Annotated in this window: 19 protein-coding genes; 16 read left to right on the plus strand and 3 right to left on the minus strand. The window is 36.3% G+C overall.

What is annotated here, in order from left to right:
- The first annotated feature begins 36 nt into the window (after positions 1–36).
- From fabZ to tsaC, 8 genes are all read left to right on the plus strand, one after another.
- On the plus strand, positions 37–525 hold the full coding sequence (gene fabZ / locus BMW37_RS01560) for a 3-hydroxyacyl-ACP dehydratase FabZ (protein WP_425441743.1): 489 nt from the start codon (positions 37–39) through the stop codon (positions 523–525).
- Positions 526–528: 3 nt separating this feature from the next.
- Positions 529–1,353 carry an acyl-ACP--UDP-N-acetylglucosamine O-acyltransferase gene (lpxA, locus tag BMW37_RS01565; RefSeq protein WP_093317126.1) on the plus strand — a complete coding sequence of 275 codons (825 nt, stop codon included), beginning with the start codon at positions 529–531 and terminating at the stop codon, positions 1,351–1,353.
- A gap of 4 nt (positions 1,354–1,357) precedes the next feature.
- Positions 1,358–2,524, plus strand: a complete 1,167-nt coding sequence (gene lpxB, locus BMW37_RS01570) for a lipid-A-disaccharide synthase (RefSeq protein WP_093317431.1) — start codon at positions 1,358–1,360, stop codon at positions 2,522–2,524.
- Between the two features lie 75 nt (positions 2,525–2,599).
- On the plus strand, positions 2,600–3,736 hold the full coding sequence (locus BMW37_RS01575; RefSeq protein WP_093317129.1) for a TDP-N-acetylfucosamine:lipid II N-acetylfucosaminyltransferase family protein: 1,137 nt from the start codon (positions 2,600–2,602) through the stop codon (positions 3,734–3,736).
- Positions 3,723–5,066 carry an ECA oligosaccharide polymerase gene (gene wzyE, locus BMW37_RS01580; protein ID WP_093317131.1) on the plus strand — a complete coding sequence of 448 codons (1,344 nt, stop codon included), beginning with the start codon at positions 3,723–3,725 and terminating at the stop codon, positions 5,064–5,066. The genes BMW37_RS01575 and wzyE overlap by 14 nt, the downstream gene beginning before the upstream one ends.
- A gap of 74 nt (positions 5,067–5,140) precedes the next feature.
- Positions 5,141–5,872: a lipopolysaccharide N-acetylmannosaminouronosyltransferase gene (gene wecG, locus BMW37_RS01585; RefSeq protein ID WP_093317134.1), complete on the plus strand. Its 732-nt coding sequence runs from the start codon at positions 5,141–5,143 to the stop codon at positions 5,870–5,872.
- A 56-nt stretch (positions 5,873–5,928) separates the two neighbouring features.
- Positions 5,929–6,528 carry a DNA topoisomerase family protein gene (locus BMW37_RS01590; protein WP_093317136.1) on the plus strand — a complete coding sequence of 200 codons (600 nt, stop codon included), beginning with the start codon at positions 5,929–5,931 and terminating at the stop codon, positions 6,526–6,528.
- 50 nt (positions 6,529–6,578) lie between these two features.
- Positions 6,579–7,160, plus strand: a complete 582-nt coding sequence (gene tsaC / locus BMW37_RS01595; RefSeq protein ID WP_093317139.1) for an L-threonylcarbamoyladenylate synthase type 1 TsaC — start codon at positions 6,579–6,581, stop codon at positions 7,158–7,160.
- A gap of 54 nt (positions 7,161–7,214) precedes the next feature.
- Here the strand turns inward: tsaC and BMW37_RS01600 are convergent, their stop codons facing one another.
- Positions 7,215–8,801, minus strand: coding sequence for an AbgT family transporter (locus BMW37_RS01600; protein WP_093317141.1), 1,587 nt, complete (start codon positions 8,799–8,801; stop codon positions 7,215–7,217).
- A 456-nt stretch (positions 8,802–9,257) separates the two neighbouring features.
- On the opposite strand from BMW37_RS01600, the gene ffh reads away from it, so the two are divergent.
- The 6 genes from ffh to erpA all read left to right on the plus strand — a co-directional run bounded on the left by ffh (position 9,258) and on the right by erpA (position 13,440).
- The gene (gene ffh / locus BMW37_RS01605) at positions 9,258–10,619 is read left to right on the plus strand and encodes a signal recognition particle protein (RefSeq protein ID WP_093317143.1); all 1,362 of its coding nucleotides are present in this window, start codon (positions 9,258–9,260) and stop codon (positions 10,617–10,619) included.
- A 260-nt stretch (positions 10,620–10,879) separates the two neighbouring features.
- Positions 10,880–11,128 (plus strand): 30S ribosomal protein S16, encoded by a 249-nt coding sequence (rpsP, locus tag BMW37_RS01610; protein WP_093317434.1) that lies wholly within the window; start codon positions 10,880–10,882, stop codon positions 11,126–11,128.
- Between the two features lie 75 nt (positions 11,129–11,203).
- Complete coding sequence (gene rimM / locus BMW37_RS01615; RefSeq protein WP_093317146.1) at positions 11,204–11,749, plus strand: ribosome maturation factor RimM; 546 nt, start codon at positions 11,204–11,206, stop codon at positions 11,747–11,749.
- Positions 11,749–12,492 (plus strand): tRNA (guanosine(37)-N1)-methyltransferase TrmD, encoded by a 744-nt coding sequence (trmD, locus tag BMW37_RS01620; protein WP_093317148.1) that lies wholly within the window; start codon positions 11,749–11,751, stop codon positions 12,490–12,492. Before rimM ends, trmD begins: the two co-directional genes overlap by 1 nt.
- Before the next feature lie 40 nt (positions 12,493–12,532).
- The gene (gene rplS, locus BMW37_RS01625; protein ID WP_093317151.1) at positions 12,533–12,898 is read left to right on the plus strand and encodes a 50S ribosomal protein L19; all 366 of its coding nucleotides are present in this window, start codon (positions 12,533–12,535) and stop codon (positions 12,896–12,898) included.
- Positions 12,899–13,092: 194 nt separating this feature from the next.
- Positions 13,093–13,440 carry an iron-sulfur cluster insertion protein ErpA gene (erpA, locus tag BMW37_RS01630; protein WP_093317154.1) on the plus strand — a complete coding sequence of 116 codons (348 nt, stop codon included), beginning with the start codon at positions 13,093–13,095 and terminating at the stop codon, positions 13,438–13,440.
- Between the two features lie 640 nt (positions 13,441–14,080).
- On the opposite strand, the gene BMW37_RS01635 is transcribed toward erpA, so the two are convergent.
- Entirely contained in the window at positions 14,081–15,316 is a 1,236-nt protein-coding gene (locus tag BMW37_RS01635) for an RtcB family protein (protein ID WP_245710992.1), read from the minus strand.
- 62 nt (positions 15,317–15,378) lie between these two features.
- Positions 15,379–16,674, minus strand: a complete 1,296-nt coding sequence (locus BMW37_RS01640) for a slipin family protein (protein WP_245710993.1) — start codon at positions 16,672–16,674, stop codon at positions 15,379–15,381.
- A 669-nt stretch (positions 16,675–17,343) separates the two neighbouring features.
- Between BMW37_RS01640 and rtcR the strand changes: the two genes are divergently transcribed.
- Positions 17,344–19,077, plus strand: a complete 1,734-nt coding sequence (gene rtcR / locus BMW37_RS01645; RefSeq protein ID WP_093317160.1) for an RNA repair transcriptional activator RtcR — start codon at positions 17,344–17,346, stop codon at positions 19,075–19,077.
- Between the two features lie 718 nt (positions 19,078–19,795).
- Complete coding sequence (locus tag BMW37_RS15285) at positions 19,796–19,966, plus strand: hypothetical protein (RefSeq protein WP_218139439.1); 171 nt, start codon at positions 19,796–19,798, stop codon at positions 19,964–19,966.
- Positions 19,967–19,981 lie beyond the last annotated feature (15 nt).

The following is a 19,981-nucleotide window of genomic DNA, read 5'->3' on the forward strand; positions in this document are numbered from 1 at the left end:
TTTGTTAATTATAAAATTTTAAACAGGTAAATAATTTTGGCTAATCAATCAGAACAAGTAGAACTAGCAGAGCAAGATCCAATTACTATTGATATTGAAGAAATCTTAACGCTTCTTCCACATCGCTACCCATTTTTGTTAGTTGATCGTGTGGTAAGCGTCAATCTAGGTAAATCGCTTGTCGCTATTAAAAATGTCACGTTTAATGAACCTTTTTTTCAAGGCCATTTTCCAGGTAAACCAATTTTTCCTGGCGTTCTCATTCTTGAAGCTATGGCTCAAGCGACAGGTATACTTGCTTTTAAAAGTGTCGGCAAGCTCGCTGATGGAGAGCTCTATTATTTTGCTGCAATTGATGAAGCAAGATTCAAACGGCCTGTTATGCCTGGTGACCAACTTGTTCTTGAAGTTGAATTTATCAAAGAAAGAAGAGGGGTTGCTAGGTTCAAAGGTGTAGCAAAAGTTGACGGTGAGATAGCATGTGAAGCATCAATGATGTGTGCTCGTCGACGCGTAGGAGACTAAATTATGACACAATCAAGCCAAGCATCTCCATTTATTCACCCTACTGCTGTTATTCACCCAAGTTCTATTATTGAACCGGGTGCGATTATTAGCGAAAATGTTGTTGTAGGCCCATTTTGTACGGTAAGTGGACAGGCTAAGATTGGCGCTCATTCAGTTCTTAAATCTCATGTTGTCATAGACGGTATTATTGAAATAGGTGAACATAACACAATTTTTCCATTTGCTGTATTAGGGGGAATAAATCAAGACCTCAAATATGCAGGTGAACCTACAAGCGTTGTTATTGGCGACAGAAATTCAATTCGTGAAGGCGTGACGATTCAAAGAGGTACAATCCAGGGTAATAGTGTTACCGTTGTTGGAAATGATAACCTTATGATGATTAACACCCATATCGGCCATGATTGTATCATTGGAAATAATTGTGTTTTTGCTAATAATGCAACCATGGCAGGGCATGTCACGGTAGGGGATTTTGTGATTATCGGTGGACTAAGCGCCGTGCATCAATTTTGCGTAGTGGGCTCTCATGCGATGTTAGGTGGTTGCTCTGGTGTTGTTCAAGATATCCCTCCTTATATAATTGCACAGGGTAATCATGCAATACCATATGGTGTTAATCTTGAAGGGTTAAAGCGTAGAGGATTTAGTAAATCAGACATTCTCGCGATTCGAGATGCGTATAAAATTTTGTATCGCAATAGCAACAGTTTAGATGAGGCGAAGCAATCAATCGCAGAGTTATCAAATACCCATACTGTGCTCAATAAATTCACTGAGTTTTTTGCCCTATCCAAACGTGGCATTATTCGTGGGCAAAATTAATCTGATGCAATCTCAAGAAGATAAACCAATTATAATAGGTCTAGTCGCTGGAGAAGTCTCCGGTGATATTCTTGGTGCCGGATTAATTGCTGCTATCAAGCAACAATACAACAATGTTAGATTTGTTGGAATAGCTGGTCCTAGAATGAAAGCGATGGGATGTGAAGCTTGGTATGAGATGGAAGAGCTAGCCGTTATGGGAGTAGTTGAGGTATTAGCTCGCTTGCCAAGGCTATTATCCATTCGCCGTGATTTAGTTAAACGGTTTACAGAATTAAAACCAGATGTATTTGTAGGTATTGATGCACCAGATTTTAATTTAACCTTAGAATCAAAACTAAAGCAATCTGGTATCAAAACAGTTCAATATGTTAGCCCTTCTGTTTGGGCTTGGCGACAAAAAAGGATTTTTAAAATTGCAAAGGCAACACATTTAGTGCTAGCGTTATTGCCATTTGAAAAAGCTTTTTATGATAAATTTGAAGTGCCTTGCTTATTTGTTGGACATACCTTAGCGGATAAATTACCACTTGAACCAGATAAAAATGGCGCAAGAAATCGATTGAAACTTGAACCAGAGGGTTTGTATTTAGCTATCTTACCAGGTTCAAGGCACGCTGAGATTACTTTACTCACTCCTGTTTTTTTACAAGCGGCAGAAGAACTCTTGAGCAAAATACCTAATCTTAAATTTATTGTACCTATGGTAAATGAAACTAAGAAGAAGGCTTTTTTAGACATAAAAGCTAAAGTTGCTCCTAACTTACCACTAACTGTATTTGAAGGCAAATCTACAGATGTTCTAACGTCTGCTGATGCAACTTTATTAGCATCTGGCACCGCAACACTAGAGTGCATGCTTGCAAAATCACCTATGGTTGTTGGTTATAAAATGCGTGGGCTTAATTATTTTATTGGCAAAAGGCTAGTTAAAACCCCATTTATCTCATTACCAAACTTACTAGCAAATAAACAGGTAGTGCTAGAACTTCTGCAAGATGATTGCATAGTTTCGAATATTGTTAATGGATTAACACCACTACTCAGTGATGTAGAGCATAATAATGCGCTAAAATCTATTTTTAGAGATCTTCATTTACAGATTCGTTGTAATGCCGATGAGAAAGCAGCGCAAGCTGTGTTATCATTAGTTCAAACACATACGACATAGAGTATCTTTCTATAAATTACCAATTGATAAGATCCTGCGTTATCTATTTTATTAACTATCATTGAAATTATCACTATGGCTGATCTCATACATATTTTAGGTTCCCCTATTACCCATCATAATACGACTGTATTTTCATTTTTCCAAGAGCACATCACTAAACTCACTCATAAAACGTTACCTATAAAATTCATGGTAGCGGTTGATACCCTTGATCCGAAACAATCTGAAAGATACCGTCTAGATTACCCTGATCTTTCAATTGAGTGCTATGAAGGTAAAAAACAATTAGCTTTAGCATTGATTGAGCATGCTAAGACACATAAAACGTGTCGTTATTTTTTGCACGGACAATTTAATCCGAAAATATGGTTTAGCCTTATTCTCAATCAACTTGATGGAAGTCGATTTGCTTGGCATATTTGGGGAGCCGATCTTTATGAAGAAGAAACTAGTCTCAAATATAAATTTTTTTATTTTATAAGGCGTTTTGCACAACAGCGTATTGAGTGGTTTTTTGCAACAAAGGGTGATGCAGAAGTTCTTGCCAAGCGTATAACACATTCTAAAATAAAGCGATTATATTTTCCAACAAAAATGAACTATGACTTAACGCCTAGTCTTGATGTTAAAAGGCATAGATTAGAGCGGTTACAATCGCAAGAAAGAGAGCTAACCATACTACTTGGTAATTCGGGTGATAAAACAAATCATCATTTGTTGGGTTTAGATTTGATTTATAAAACATTTGGACAAAATGTGAGAATCATTATTCCTATGGGTTATCCTGAAAATAATCAAACTTATATTGCAGAAGTAGAACAAAAAGCGAATCATTTATTTAATATAGGTTCAGTTGATATTTTGAAAGTAAGATTGCCATTTGAAGACTATTTGAAATGCTTATCAAAATGTGATTTAGCTTATTTCTTATTTGAAAGGCAGCAGGGCATTGGGACTATTTCATTATGTATTCAGCAATGTGTACCATTTGTGCTACATTCTGAAAATGCTTTTCATGTGGACTTAAGTTACGAAAACATTCCTTATTTTTTAACAACAAGTCAAATGGATATTGATTCACTTGTTGAATTACAAACTAATCTTAATCAAGTTGAAATCGAGAAAATAGGTTTTTTATCACCTAACTATATGTCAGATTGGGCGCAGGCATTGAGTAATCTCACAGGAGAAGAGCATGTCATTACCTGAGTTAAGTTTATTATTAGTCATTTATCTCTTTTCAATTGGATTTGTCGGCTTAATGACAATAAAGGCCTACCAGCGAGATAAATTTAACTTTCATATACTTTTTTCTTTGCTATTTTTATTGACATTTTATTTCGGGTTTCCATTTACAGTGATGTTAATTTTTGGATACCAGGTGCAAGTTGAAACAACAACTTCGTTGGCTTACACATTATTGAGTGCAACCTTATTTTATGGCATTTATTCGCTTGCATATCACACAAAATTAATCCCCGCTAAATCAACTTATAACAGAAATAAAGCAAAGCCACTGTTAAATTTCACTCGATTGGAAGTTTATCTAACGGTTCTATTTTTAGCTTTTATCTCTATTGGTACATTAGGCGTCTTTTTTATTCAAAATGGATTTTTATTATTTAAGCTCGATGGTTATAGTGAGATTTTTTCAAGTGGTGTATCAGGGGTTGCTTTAAAACGGTTTTTTTATTTTTTTATTCCAGCTATGTTAGTTGTTTATTTTTTAAAACCTACACAAATACGTTGGTTACTTTTTTTAGGTATTTGTACAGCGTTTGGGCTATTCACTTACATTGTGGTAGGTGGCACGCGCGCAAATATCCTAATTGCGTTTGCGTTATTCTTGTTTATCGGCATTACAAGAGGGTGGATAACACTTTGGATGCTTATCTTAGCTGGTTTGCTTGGTGTCGTAGGGATGTTTGCGCTTGCGATTATGCGTTATGGATTAGATGTTTCAGGACCTGAAGCTTTTTATCATTTTTTATATCTGACAAGAGATACCTTTTCTCCTTGGCAGAGTGTTGCTAAAATTTTTGATAATTATGACAAAATCGAAACTCAAGGTTTAATGCCTATTTTGAGAGATTTTTATGTTTTTATTCCAAAATCTCTTTGGCCTGAAAGACCTGATACAATTGTTAATACGGCGAATTATTTTACTTGGGAACTCTTAAATATTTTTTCAGGATTAGCTTATTCACCGACGATGCTTGGTTCCATTTTGATTATGGGGGGAGTGGCGTTAATTCCATTTGGCGCAATTTTTGTGGCGTGGGTTATTCGTGCTTTTGATGTTTTATACAAATCCGGAAGTGAAGAGACAAATATTTACCGAGCTGCTATCTTGAAAGCATTTTGCTTCGGTGCGATTTTCAATATAATTGTGCTAGTGAGGGAGGGCATTGATGCTTTTTTCTCAAGACTGATTTTCTTTGTCATAATTTTTGCTCTCTGTGTTTTACTGGCCAAGATTGTCTATTGGATGTTGGTTGCAGGTAAGTATGTCTATTTTAAGATAAGGCGAATGGTATAAGTTTAAAGCGCTACATATCTCAAAGCAAATACGCTTGAAAAAATGTTATTATTTATATATTCACGGAGTTTAAATTGGAACAGATTACCACGTACCAAATTAGAGGGTTTTCAATAGCAGGATTTGCAGATGAAAATCATTTTCTATCCTATCTATTTGAAAATGGTGATGTTAAAACGGGTGCTTTAGTCGCAATTAATGCAGAGAAGATACTCACCGCTGAAACAAATAGCGAGCTTGCTACTTTAATTCATGAAGCAGAATATAAATATCCTGATGGCATCAGTATTGTTAAGGGAATAAAACGTAAGTACCCAGGCACTCAAATCACTAGAATTGCGGGAGCTGATCTTTGGGAAGCTCTGATGGAAAAAGCGGGAAAGCATAATACACCTGTTTTTTTGATAGGCGGGAAACCTGAAACGTTGTCGGAAACACAGCAAAAGCTGAATCAACTTTGGCAAGTTAATATTGTAGATAGTCAAGATGGTTATTTTAAATCTGATGAAGAAACGGATTTAATCGCACGCATTAAAGCAAGCGGAGCAAAAATTGTCACAGTGGCAATGGGTTCTCCTAAGCAAGAGTTATTCATTCGTGCCTGTAAAGCAGCTTATCCTAATGCTCTTTATATGGGAGTTGGAGGGACCTATGATGTATTTACTGGTCGAGTAAAAAGAGCGCCACTCGTCTGGCAAAATATGGGCTTAGAATGGCTTTATAGACTACTTAGTCAGCCAAGTCGAATTAAACGTCAATTGAAACTCTTGAAATACGTTTATTATTATTACTTTGGCAAGTTGTAATTGCTTTGAAGTGAACGTTTTCCAAGTTGACTGTCATAGTAGCGCTCGGAGGCTTTATGAGTTCAGATGAATCAAAACCTATTAAAGGGCTGTTTAAGTTAGAGGAACACTCGGAGTGTCCCCTATGCGGAGCAAAACTTGTGATAAAATCGAGCAGTAAAGGTCCTTTTTTAGGCTGCTCTAATTATCCTGAATGTCATCATATTCAATCTTTTAAACCGCAGTCGGAAACCACCGTAATTAAAGAGTTGCCTGAAAAACACTGTGAGCTTTGTCAAAGCCCATTAGTGTTAAGACAGGGGCGGTATGGGATGTTTATCAGTTGTGTAAATTATCCATCATGCCATTATGCTATCTCAACGCACAATACGAATGATTCACAAAAAACGCATTCGCTTGAACAAAATGAGTCAATTGAATGTCCTAGCTGCCAAGAAGGGCATTTAATTTCTAGACAATCTCGGTTTGGTAAGCGTTTTTGGGGATGTTCTACTTATCCAACTTGCAAATTCATTGTTAATTTGCAACCAATTGCTAAAAGCTGCCCTAAGTGTCAACTGCCTATATTATTAGAAAAAAGAAATACTAAAGGGGTTATTTACCAGTGTGCAAGCAAGAAATGTGATTTTCACTCTGATATTCAAACAGAGCCTTGATCAGTAAAATAGTTACTTAACCATAGTTTTAATTAACCTCAAAGGCCTTTATGACCACTAACCTTAACCCTGTATTTTCTGTCTCAACAGTTTTAGAAGCAGCGCAAGCATTAGCATTAGGCCATCTATTAGCCTACCCAACAGAAGCGGTATTTGGATTAGGATGCGATCCTGATAACGAGCAAGCCGTTCTATCGCTTTACCATCTCAAGCAACGATCTCTCAAAAAAGGATTAATTCTGATTGCATCCAGTTTTGAGCAATTGCAGCCCTACATTGAGCTTGATGCTATGAGTCAAATCCAGTTAGAAGCCGTTACTCAAACTTGGCCAGGTCCATATACATGGGTTATGCCCTCAAAAAATACTACGCCTCATTACTTACGAGGTGAGTTTGACACTATTGCAGTGAGAGTCAGTGCTCACCCAATAGTAAACAAGTTATGTCAACATTTTGGTAAGCCAATTGTTTCAACAAGCGCCAATATATCTGGTTATGAACCGGCGAGAAATGCTGAAGAAGTATTTGAGCAATTTGGTCAATCAGTGGTGATTTGTGAAGGCAATGTAGGTGGACTTGGAAAACCAACTACTATTAGAGATGCGATAACTGGCGAAATTTTTCGAGGATAAATAATAGGTTTAGTACTAAACCTATTATTTAGTAGGGCAGAATGATGATGCTTCTTATGGCATGGCATTTAATACTTGTGTATCAGGCGGGCTCCAATGGAACTGACTACCTATACCAAGAGGTATCTCAAATCCCCAGAAAATAAATAAAGTTGCAGTTAATACAAGTAATAAACCTAATGTATACGGAATCATCATTGAACTTAAAGTGCCCACTCCTGTCCCTTTAAAGTATTTTTGGCAATATGAAATAATTAAAGGATAAAATGGGAACATAGGGGTGGCAACATTGACTGCAGAATCACTTATTCTAAAACTTGCTTGAGTCAATTCGGGTGAAATCCCTACCGCCATTAGCATAGGGACAAGAACTGGAGCCATAACTGACCATTTTGCTGAAGCGGAGGTAATCAGAATATTTAATAAACCTGTTAATATGATCACCCCTATAATAGTAATACCACTTGGTAGCGCAAGGCTTTTTAATAGATCTGCACCTGAAAATGCGAGTAATGTACCAATATTAGACACTTTGAAAATATATAAAAACTGAGCACAGACAAACGCAAAGACAAAGAACGAGATTAAAGTAGTTAAAATCCCTTCCATCGATTTAACAATATCATTACTAGATTTAAATTTCCCTGTAATATACCCATAAATGATACCCGGTACAGAGAAGAATACTAATAGGATTGGAACAATCATGTTCATAAGAGGTGATTTATTACTGGTTAATGACCCTTCAAATCTTAAAATAGATGATTCTGGGTATGCCCATAAAGTTAATCCACCAGCTAGTAGTAAAAGACTTAGCATAGCAAATCTAAACGCTTTAATTTCAAGCGGCGTCATATAGGTCATTTCTTTTACAGAACCTTTTTGTTCGCCAAAAGCAATCGGTATATTGCGATTTAAGCGAGGCTCTACCCATTTATCCGTAATAAGCCAGCACATTCCGATTACTCCAATCGTTCCACCTAGGCTAACAAAATAATTGCTTAATACATTAACAGAGTAAGTCGGATCGACAATATGAGCGGCATCTTGCGTAAAGCCTTGCATAATTGGGTCGATATTTGAGGGGAGAAAACTTGCGGAAAAACCACCAGCTAAGCCGGCAAAAGCTGCAGCAATGCCAGCTAATGGATGCCTGCCATAGTTATAGTACATTAAAGCAGCAATAGGCATTAAAAATACATAAGCAGAATCAGAAGCAACATGGCTGACAACCGCAACAAATGCAACTAAAGGGGTAAGTGCTTTACGAGGTGTAATACGCAAAAGCTTTTTTAAAATAGCCTGTAAAAATCCACTTGCCTCTGCTATTCCAATTCCTAGTGTTGCAACAATTGTAATTCCTAGGGGCGGAAATCCCATAAAATTACCGACTAAACCGGTAATTAGATTTAATAGACCTTGCTCTGTCATTTGGTTCACAATCACAATTTTTTCATGTGTTAGTGGATGGATGTAATCAAAATCAAATTTAGATAGGATGAATGATAAAATCAAGCAAATCAAGAAAGCAAAAAAAATGAGTACAGTAATATTGGGTATAGCATTACCAAAGCGTTCAATTGTGTCTAGAAATCCCTTTTTTTTTACTGTAGGTGGCGGTACTTGCTCTGCTGTCGTCATATTACTCTCCGTAAAGTCACAAAATGATAAATGCATTTTAAAAATAGGCTAGGATGCCAAAATTGAAACGTATGTAGATTTAAACATAGATTTAGGTTGAGCCCAAAGGTTATGAATCATAGTTAAGAGAATGAAAAATAATTAATTTTATTCTTATGCTGCTTGGTATGACACTTTAAACTCATTAGGCTAAGTAATCTTTGATACTAAACTATTTTTATCCGTTTGGTCTAGAGGTATTTTATTTAGATATCTCTAAAATCAATTTTTAATGTTTCATATATAAAGTATATGAGCTCAATTAATGTATGTATTATTTTGTAGTATGTAAGTATATCATTGTTATGAACAGGCTAAGGATCAAAAAATGAGACCAATTATTACAAAGCATCTAATTAAAATATTTGCTACAATCACATTATTAATTCTATCCATAAATTAGTTGAGAAAATGAATATGTTTGCAAATTTATCAGAACGATTATCCAAAACTTTACGAAATATCAGTGGCCGAGGTCGCTTAACAGAAGACAACATTCAAGAAACACTTCGTGAAGTGCGCATGGCGCTTTTAGAAGCGGATGTTGCCTTGCCTGTTGTGAGGGAATTTATTAAGCAGGTTAAGGACAATGCAGTAGGACAAGATGTCAATAAAAGTTTAACCCCAGGTCAAGAGTTTATTAAAATTGTTCAGCGCCAATTAGAAATTGCCATGGGTGATGTAAATGAAGCGCTTAATTTAGCAGCTCAGCCACCTGCTGTTATCTTAATGGCGGGTTTGCAAGGGGCCGGTAAAACAACTAGCGTAGGTAAACTCGCTAAATTTTTAAAAGAAAAACATAAGAAAAAAGTATTAGTGGTCTCTGCAGACGTATACAGACCTGCCGCAATTAAGCAACTGCAAACATTAGCTGAATCTTTAGATGTTGCATTTTTTCCATCAGAGAATAATCAAAAGCCGATTGATATTGTTGATGACGCATTAAAACACGCGAAATTGAATTTTTTCGATGTGTTAATTGTTGATACTGCAGGCCGCTTACATGTTGACAGTGATATGATGGATGAAATACAGGCCATACATAGTTATTTAAATCCTGTAGAAACATTATTTGTAGTTGATGCAATGACAGGACAAGATGCTGCCAATACTGCAAAAGCATTTAATGATGCTTTGCCCTTAACAGGTGTTATTTTAACTAAGGTTGACGGTGATGCCAGAGGCGGAGCTGCATTATCAATTAGGCATATAACTGGCAAGCCCATTAAATTTTTAGGTGTAGGTGAAAAAACTGATGCTTTAGAACCATTTTATCCTGAGCGTTTAGCTTCAAGAATTCTGGGTATGGGGGATATGCTATCTCTGATTGAAGAGCTTGAAAGTAAAGTTGATAAAGAAAAAGCTGAAAAAATGGCTAATAAGCTTAAGAAAGGAGAGGGATTTGATCTTAATGATTTTTTAGAGCAATTGCAGCAGATGCGTAAAATGGGCGGCATGGCAAATTTAATGACTAAGTTACCTGGTATGGGTAATTTACCTTCTGGTGCAATGGATATGGTTGGTGACAAATCGATGACAAGAATGGAAGCGATTATCAATTCTATGACATTAAAAGAAAGAACTAACCCAGATATTATCAAAGGTTCACGTAAAAAAAGAATCGCTGCAGGGTCTGGTACTCAGGTGCAAGATGTAAATCGAATGCTCAAACAATTTGATGAAATGCAGCGTATGATGAAAAAAATGAAAAAAGGTGGCTTGGCTAAAATGATGCGTGGTATGAAGGGCATGATGCCACCAGGCATGTTAGGTCGCTAAGGTTGTAAGGTAGATTGTTTACTAATTAGATTCTTATGGCTTGCAATTTACCTCAAAATAAGTAAAATGCTCGATTGATCTTGGCTAAGTGTTGTAAATTTGGTGCTTAGTTTATGTCAAATCGTAAAGAATCTGGTGTATCCTATATTCTTTCACTCCCCTTTTCTATGCATTAAGGTTGTAAATCGATAATGCATTTTACAGCGACTGCCTTCGGAATGTTGGCGGTCGTTGTTATTTTATATACAAATGAGGATGTTATGGTAACAATTCGTTTAGCTCGTGGCGGTTCAAAAAAACGCCCATTCTATCAAGTCGTAGTGACTGATAGCCGTAATTCACGTGATGGTCGTTTCATCGAACGTCTTGGTTTTTTCAACCCGATCGCTTCAGGCCAAGCTGAAAAATTACGTTTAGATTTAGATCGTATCAATCACTGGATCGGTGTAGGTGCAACTGTTTCTGATCGCGTAAATCAATTAATTAAAGATGCAAAAAAAGCAGCTTAATTAATTGTTATTAATTTATAGGGTAATACCATATAAATAATTGCTTTTTAAATTTGATAGAGTAAGTATTTTAACATGCAATCTCAAACACATTCAGTGCTCTTAAAACCGATTGTTGTAGGTAAAGTTGGTGCACCTTATGGTGTACGTGGCTGGTTAAAGTTGTTTCCTGCAACAGAAAACAAAGAGAATATCTTTGACTATGCGCCTTGGTACCTTCGTGCCGCTGGACAGTTAAAGTTTGTTGAAGTTGAAGAGTGGAAATGGCATGCACAAGATATTGTCATCAAACTTAAAGGGATTAATGATAGAGATGAAGCTCAGCGTTTAACGAATGCTGAAGTGGTAATCGAAGAAAATAATTTACCCGCGTTAACACAAGGGGATTATTATTGGAAGGATCTTATCAATTGCCGTGTTTTGAGTGAAACTGGCTATGATATGGGAATTGTGACTGATTTGATGGAAACAGGTTCTAATGATGTGTTAATTGTTAGAGCAAATCTCAATGATGCCTTTGGTGCAAAAGAACGATTAATTCCTTACCTTGATGGTCAGGTAATTAAAAATGTTGATCTTAAAGCTAAACAGATTATTGCTGATTGGGATCCCAATTTTTAATGCATATTGGTATTATTACCCTTTTTCCAGAGATGTTTCATGCTATTACTGATTATGGCGTGATAGGTCGAGCAGTAAAAGATGGGCGTTTGCGTGTTGATTTTTGGAATCCGCGTGAGTTCACACAAGATAGACATCAAACCGTTGATGATAGACCTTATGGCGGCGGGCCTGGTATGTTGATGATGGTACAACCATTGAGTGATGCTATATTACAAGCTAAAACAGTAATAGGTGAGCAATCTAAAGTGATTTATTTATCACCTCAAGGAAAACCTCTAACGCAAACAGGTGTGAGTAAGCTTAGCACAGCTGAATCTTTGATTTTAGTGTGTGGTCGATATGAAGGGATTGATGAACGTGTGATACAAACGTTAATTGATGAAGAGTGGTCAGTTGGTGATTACGTTCTTAGCGGTGGGGAGTTACCTGCTATGGTGATGGTTGATGCCATAACAAGGTTGTTACCTGGTGTACTAGGACATTCTGAATCAGCAGTTGAAGACTCATTTGTGAATGGATTACTTGATCATCCACATTACACCCGACCAGAAGTTTTAAATGGCATGCAAGTTCCGAAAGTGTTACTTTCAGGTAATCATGCAGAAATTCGTCGCTGGCGGCTTAAACAATCGCTTGGGCGTACTTGGCAAAGAAGACCCGATCTTCTACAACATCTAGCTCTGACTGATGAGCAAAAATCTTTGTTGAAGGAATTTCAGCAAGATTCAAATGAACATTAATTCATAGACAATTCAGTTAATCTAGCAATAGGAATATAAAATGAGCAATATCATTAAACAAATCGAACAAGAGCAAATGAAAACGAATGTCCCTGCATTTCGTCCTGGTGATACAGTCGAAGTGAAAGTTTGGGTCGTTGAAGGTTCTAAAAAGCGTTTACAGGCATTCGAAGGCGTTGTTATCGCTATTCGTAATCGTGGACTTCATTCAGCATTTACTGTGCGTAAAATTTCAAATGGTGAAGGTGTTGAGCGTGTGTTCCAAACACATTCACCTGTTGTTGACAGCATCACGGTTAAGCGTCGTGGTCTAGTGCGTCAAGCTAAGCTTTACTACTTACGTGAGCGTACTGGTCGTTCTGCACGTATTAAAGAGCGTTTAAATCGTGTTAATGCACGTGGCTAATCTATTTTTTAGCAGATTATGACCTAAAAAAGCTCGGCATTGCCGAGCTTTTTGCTTTAGGTAATAATATAAATTTGATAGAAAAGATTGAGATAGTTATTGGACTAGGTAATAATAGGCATTAAACAAAAGATCGATGTTAGTCTTAGTGCGTGCAATATATTTTCAGGTTAATTTTAAAAGTGGTGGTCGATATGACAACAAGTGATGAGGGGTTGCCCCTACAATTTACAGATAAAGCAGCTAATAGAGTTAAAGAATTAGTCAGCGAGGAAGAAAACCCAAACCTAAGATTGCGAGTTTATATAACAGGCGGTGGATGTAGCGGATTTCAGTACGGATTTATGTTCGATGAAAAAACCAATGAAGATGACTTTTTGATAGAAAAACAAGGTGTTGCTTTAGTGGTAGACCCAATGAGTTTACAATATCTTGTGGGCGGTACAGTCGATTTTTTAGATGGTCTGGAAGGATCTCGTTTTGTTGTGAGTAATCCTAATGCGACAAGTACGTGTGGGTGTGGCTCTTCTTTTAGTGTTTAAGATTGATTTAAATAAAAAATAGAACAGCTAATCAATCGTTTTTATCAGGAATACCCATAAAACCTAAGCCTAGTAACAGCCTATTGCCATAATACACATTTCCTAGAGACGATGATCGATATGAAGTGTCCCTCATAAATGAGTTAGGCGTTTTTAGATTAAACGCCGAATTCTTTTCTTATCTCAAGTGGTTATTTTTAATAAAATATTTCGTAATTCATTATGTTCATTTCTGTTAGTGTAGATGGATGAAAAATAAGTTGTTTCGGTATTTACGTTACATAAATCAGGCTGATTTTTAATTATTTTTTTAAGTCGGATTAAAAAGCCAAAATACTACGCTTTTAGACAACCATCTACAGCAAGACCATAAAATGAGAAGTAGCCGTAACCGAAGAGTTCATCAGTGATCAATCTGTTTATCAATAATGTCTCAATTCTATGGAAAATAAAGAACCATATAGAATGGTTAATACACGGATGAGAGAGTCTGCTTATGTAATTGAAGTTGCGCAGTAGGAATCCCTTGCTTTATTGGGAGAGGATGCCAAAGCTATTTACTATCAGTTATTGTGGATGGCTGCGTTAAAACGTAGCCGTCCATAATAGATAATAATTGAAAAGCTAATTGGCAAATATATTAACCTTTTACACAAACAACTTGTCTTAGAGTATGCACTACTTCGACAAGTGATTTTTGTGCAGCCATCACTGCATCAATATCTTTATAAGCCATTGGTATTTCATCAATCACTGCCTCGTCTTTTCTACATTCAACATGTGCTGTAGAGCGGATTTGATCTTCAACTGTGAAACGTTTTTTAGCAGCGGTACGACTCAACGTTCTTCCTGCACCATGACTACAAGAGCAAAAACTCTCTTCATTCCCTAATCCACGTACAATAAAACTTTTTGCCCCCATAGATCCAGGTATGATTCCAAGTTGTCCCTTTTGAGCTGACACTGCCCCTTTTCTGGTAATAAAGACAGACTCACCGAAATGAGTTTCTTTTTGTACGTAATTATGATGGCAGTTTACCGCCATAAGATCGGTATAAAATGGTTTCTCAATTTGACTAGCCAAGGCTTTTAATGTGTTTTCCATCATAACTTCACGATTAGCAAGCGCAAATTCTTGTGCCCATTTAACGGCCTCAACATAATCATCAAAATGCTGGCTTCCTTCTTCAAAATATGCAAGATTTTTGTCTGGTAGGTTGCCAATATGAGCTTCCATATCTTTTTGAGCCATTTCAATAAATAGGCTACCAATTAAATTACCGACGCCACGTGAACCGCTATGTAGCATTACCCAAACCCTGTCTCTTTCATCTAAACAAAGTTCTATAAAGTGATTTCCTGTACCGAGTGTCCCTAAGTGTTTTTGATTATTAGAATTTTTAAGTCTAGGGTATTTGTCACATAATGCAGCAAATCCAGGTGCCAGTTTTGCCCATTGAAGATCTACGTTATGCGGAACATTATGCCAAGAACCTGTATCTCTTCTTCCTCTTTGCATCACTCTACCATGTGGTACCGTTTTCTCAATTGCAGAACGAATACCAAATAGATTATCTGGCAGATCACTGGCTACAAGTGACGTACAGACAGCCATCATACCACATCCAATATCGACTCCAACGGCAGCCGGAATAATCGCTTTATAGGTTGGGATAACGCTTCCAATTGTCGAACCTTTACCTACATGTACATCAGGCATAACGGCCAAATGTTTAAAAATAAAGGGTAGTGTAGCAGTATTAAATAGTTGTTTTTTAGCCTCTTCTTCAACGGGTACGCCATGGGTCCACATTTTAATTGGGTGGTGTTTATCTGAGCTAATTGTTTGGTATGATTCATTCATGATTATATTCATTTTCTTATCTCTCATTTATTTTAAATTTGTTGTTTGCTATCTATTTTGGTTTATTTACTGGCCTATTTATTTTGGTTGAGGGTGACAAGTCCGTTTAATACACCGTCTAAACCGCCATAAACACTCAATGTATCAATATGTTCAACAACTTTTTCTAGAGTTTCTAGTTCTTTTAACCTAAGTGCAATCGGATTATTTTCCATCACTTTAGCTGTATTCAGTAGTGAGCGTGTTGCTGATGTTTCTTCTCGGCGACGAATTACATTGGCTTGAGCTGCTTTTTCAGCCTCAACGACCTTGGCCAAAATCGCTTTAATTTCGCCAGGCAATATAATGTCTTTAACGCCTAATGAGGTGACTACAATCCCACTATTTTTTAGTACTTCAGAGAGCCTATCTATCACAATTTTATTGATAATCTCTTTATCTTCCAATAATTCATCAAGTGTTCTTGTACCAATTGCTTCTCTAAGCGAAAATTGCAACTCTCTGTAAAGATAAGGTTTAATCTCACTCAGTTGTTCATGCGCTTTTAATACATCGATATATTGCCAGTTAGCAATTAAATTTATTCTTAAGGTGACTTTATCTTTGGTTAATATTTCTTGGCCATTGACTTCTAATCCTGTGATACGTGTATCAATGATTTCCAAATCAATCGTGCGGTTAACTGCCCAATATGCATGATTGCCCGCTGCTAAAAGAGGCATTATTTTGCCATCTACTTTCAATATACCAACATGATATGCAGGGATATTAGCCATTAAAACATGAGATGTCCCAACGATTTTTTTTGCCCTTGCATTAGGGCGTAAAAGTTGACGTTTGATCGATTCATCTACTTCAATCGCCTCTTCAACGCAATACGTTTTAAGTGTTTGGGTTGTTGGACCTAACCAATATAAACGTTTCGTCGCTGGTGGTAAGATTTCAATTAAGATCCCATTTTCATAGCGTAAACCGATTTCATTTTCATTTGTATTGATTTCAGTACAATACTTAGCAATGACCTCTGGTAAATAAGCATACAAATGATTTGCTAATTTCTCATCAATCAAAGGAGCAGCAAGATCAACAAAAACTACGTTAAGCTCATTATCTGAATCTTTAAATTGAAATTCACCTTGAGCGTACACATTCTCTAAAAGCTGATTGCGGTATAGCAGAGCTAATTGATTAGGTTGAACTGTTAGTTTTTTTCTGCCAAACCATTGCTGCGTAAATTGAGTTTGTTTATCGTGTTGTTGTTCTGTTTTAATCATTATTTTATCTCTTATTATATTTCTTATTGAAATCACTGCGTAGCGTGTAGCGAGGTGTAGAATAAAATCAGTCAATTTTTTACGGTCTTTTGTCATTAAAAGCTGATTTTATTTACTCACATTAAGTCGTTTTTCCTCTTATCTAACTTAAGATCTAGATTAGATAAGATAAGAGGGGGTATTGGCGATACCTCGTACAGTCTGTCTCGCCTTAACCTTCGAGTTAATGCCCAGTTACTAGCCAGGCAGTGATTGTCAGCAGTAAACCTTCTACTGCAATGTTGTTTTAAAGTTGAAGGAGTCGAACCTTCCCAGCGTTAGCCTTACCATAATTGCAAGAGAGAATCAGTTAGTTCTCTTGATTGCATCTGTGTCTTAGTCTTATCTAACCCGCTAGTATTAGAGGGAGACGGTGGAGTATTAACGATAGTGATAAAATTATGACTAAATCGGTAACCTCAATCCAACCTAGACCTAAAGAAAGTGTAATTATTCTGTTAGGTGACGATGACATGAAAAATAAAGCAATCAATGTGCCAACTTTTTAAATGACATGACTAATTTTATTTAAGTTATTGTTTTTAAGTTTTTTAATGTTTTAATTTTTATTTTTAATCTTTATTTGAAGGGGAAGTCATCATGGTAAGTATCTATAGAACTTTGTTATATTTTTTTTATTTTTATATAAAATTATAATAATTTATATTATTATCTATTTAAGGGTGAGTAAATTTTTTGTTCGATTGATCTAGTAGGTGGAGTAACATGATAAATAGCATCGAAACAGGATTAAAAAATGTCGTGATTGGCACAGTAGGCACGATTTTAGATAAACGTGGCAATAAGCATAATCGATGGCGCAGTTGGCGGCCCTCATTAGGTGCCTGCTTGCAAACAAACTTACCAATTCATCGATTTGAGTTACTGTATCAAGAAAATCACAAACACATTGCTTTGCAACTACAGCAAGATATAACCATCGCGGCGCCGCAAACAGAGGTCTACCTGCATTGTGTTCCGATTAGCGATCCTTGGGATTTTCAAGAAACCTATACGCAGTTATATGAATTTTCAAAGTTATATCAATTTGATAGGGAAAAAGAAAATTATTATGTGCATATCACAACAGGCACACATGTGATGCAAATATGCTGGTTTTTACTGACAGAGGCCCATTATTTTCCTGCAAAGTTACTACAAACGTCACCGCCAAAAAAAGAGCGAGAATCTCAAAAACAAACATCAGTTGAGAAAAATATTGAGCAAGATGAGGCTCATATAGACATAAAATATAAGGAAAATGAACATTCTATTGATATCAAGCCAGTTGCAGGGACTTACTCAATTATTGATTTAGATTTAAGTCGTTATGATGAAATTGCTAAGCGTCATGCCTCCGAGAAAGATAATCATTATGAGCAACTTAAATCTGGTATTGCTACGCTTAATTCTAATTATAACCATATGATTACAGAGATAGAGAAAGTCGCAACGCTCTCTAAGTCTCCCATTTTGCTGAATGGTCCTACAGGATCGGGTAAATCTTTTTTGGCAAAGCGTATTTATGATTTAAAACGAAGTAAACACCAATTAGTGGGTGATTTTGTAGAAGTTAACTGCGCGACTCTACGAGGAGATGCGGCAATGTCTGCACTTTTTGGTCATACTAAGGGTGCTTACACAGGCGCACTCTCAGATAGACCTGGTTTGTTAAAAAGGGCAAATGGTGGCTTATTATTTTTAGATGAAATCGGGGAGCTAGGGCTTGATGAACAAGCGATGTTGCTAAAAGCGATAGAAGAAAAGGTATTTTATCCGCTTGGAAGCGATAAAGAAATATCCTCAGATTTTCAACTTATTGCAGGGACTCATCGAGATTTAAGGCAATGGGTCAGGGCAGGAAAATTTAGAGAGGATTTATATGCTAGAATTAATCTTTGGGCATATGAATTGCCTTCACTTGCTAACAGGCCAGAAGATATTGCACCAAACATTACTTATGAATTGAATCAATTCGCATTTTTAAATCAGCAGCAAGTTGCTTTTAGTACGGAAGCAAAACAAAAATATTTATCGTTTGCGACCTCGAAACATGCGAAGTGGTCTGGCAATTTTCGAGAATTGAGTGCGAGCATTACCCGCCTTGCGACATTATCTTCTGGTGGGCGAATTGATGCCTCACTTGTTGATGAAGAAATCAAGCGTTTAGAGTACGCATGGGGGCTTAAGTTAAAGGATTCAGATAGGTTGGAAACCGTACCAATAGAAAAAGAACTCGAGTTTTCAGATTTGATAGATTTAAATGGATTAGATTTATTTGATAAACAACAATTGTTGACTGTGTTAGAGGTATGTAAATCTAGCAAAAATCTTTCAGAAGCAGGAAGGAAATTATTTTCTGTTTCTAGAACTGAAAAAAAATCACCTAATGATGCTGATAGACTGCGGAAATATTTAGCTAAATTTGGTCTTTCATGGGAATTAATTCACTCCTACTGAGTTTTTAGCATGAGGCAAACTTACGTATTGTCTTTTTGAGAAGCAAGGCAATTATAGGGTTTGTACTCACCTCTATATTGAGAGCCGCCGTATAGTGAAGTTTAGATTTTAATTAAAATCAGGTTGATTGCCACCATTCTTGATAGGTCGGGGGTGTTACGCTACCTTCAGCATACACTGCCTTAAGCTCCACACAAGTTTCATGTCTGTTCTGCTTTACATTTGGTACCTGATTTATCAGTATCTTGAATTCTCTTATTAAAATAGTTTGCGTATCAAAAATTAACAAAAATGAGATACAAGGTATTTTGTTGCTCATTTATGAGTATCAAATTAGTTTGTCACTCAAAAAAAAGGAAAAATAAGATACAAAGTGTTTTGTTGCTCATTTATGAGCATCAAATTAGTTTGTCACTCAAAAAACAGGAAAAATAAGATACAAAGTGTTTTGTTGCTCATTTATAAGTATCAAATTAGTTTGTCATTCAAAAAATAGCAAAAATGAGATACAAGATATTTTGCCGTTCATTTATAAACACCAAAACAACCAATCTATTCATATCTAAGTCCCTTATGATATTTCAAACACGAATAAAAATTGGTTGGCGAAAATTGAGCAATATAATGGTGGTGGTATACCGAGGGAATTATAATGTTAGATCATGATTGTTATGATCTAATCTTTATTGAGTGATTCTGAACAAGGAGTTATTTTATCATGGACTATAAATATAAAGAGATCACGGATTATCACTATGATCTATTCCCACCTGCAGTGTTGAATTATGAAATCTTAATCAATCATCTTATTGACGCGACTGATGCACTTGCCAGATTTGATGCAATCCTAAAAACAGACCTGATAAGGATATCCTTTATGCTCTTTTAAGCCATCAGGAAGCTG

The sequence above is a fragment of the Thorsellia anophelis DSM 18579 genome, assembly GCF_900111395.1.
Classification (GTDB): Bacteria; Pseudomonadota; Gammaproteobacteria; order Enterobacterales; family Thorselliaceae; genus Thorsellia; species Thorsellia anophelis.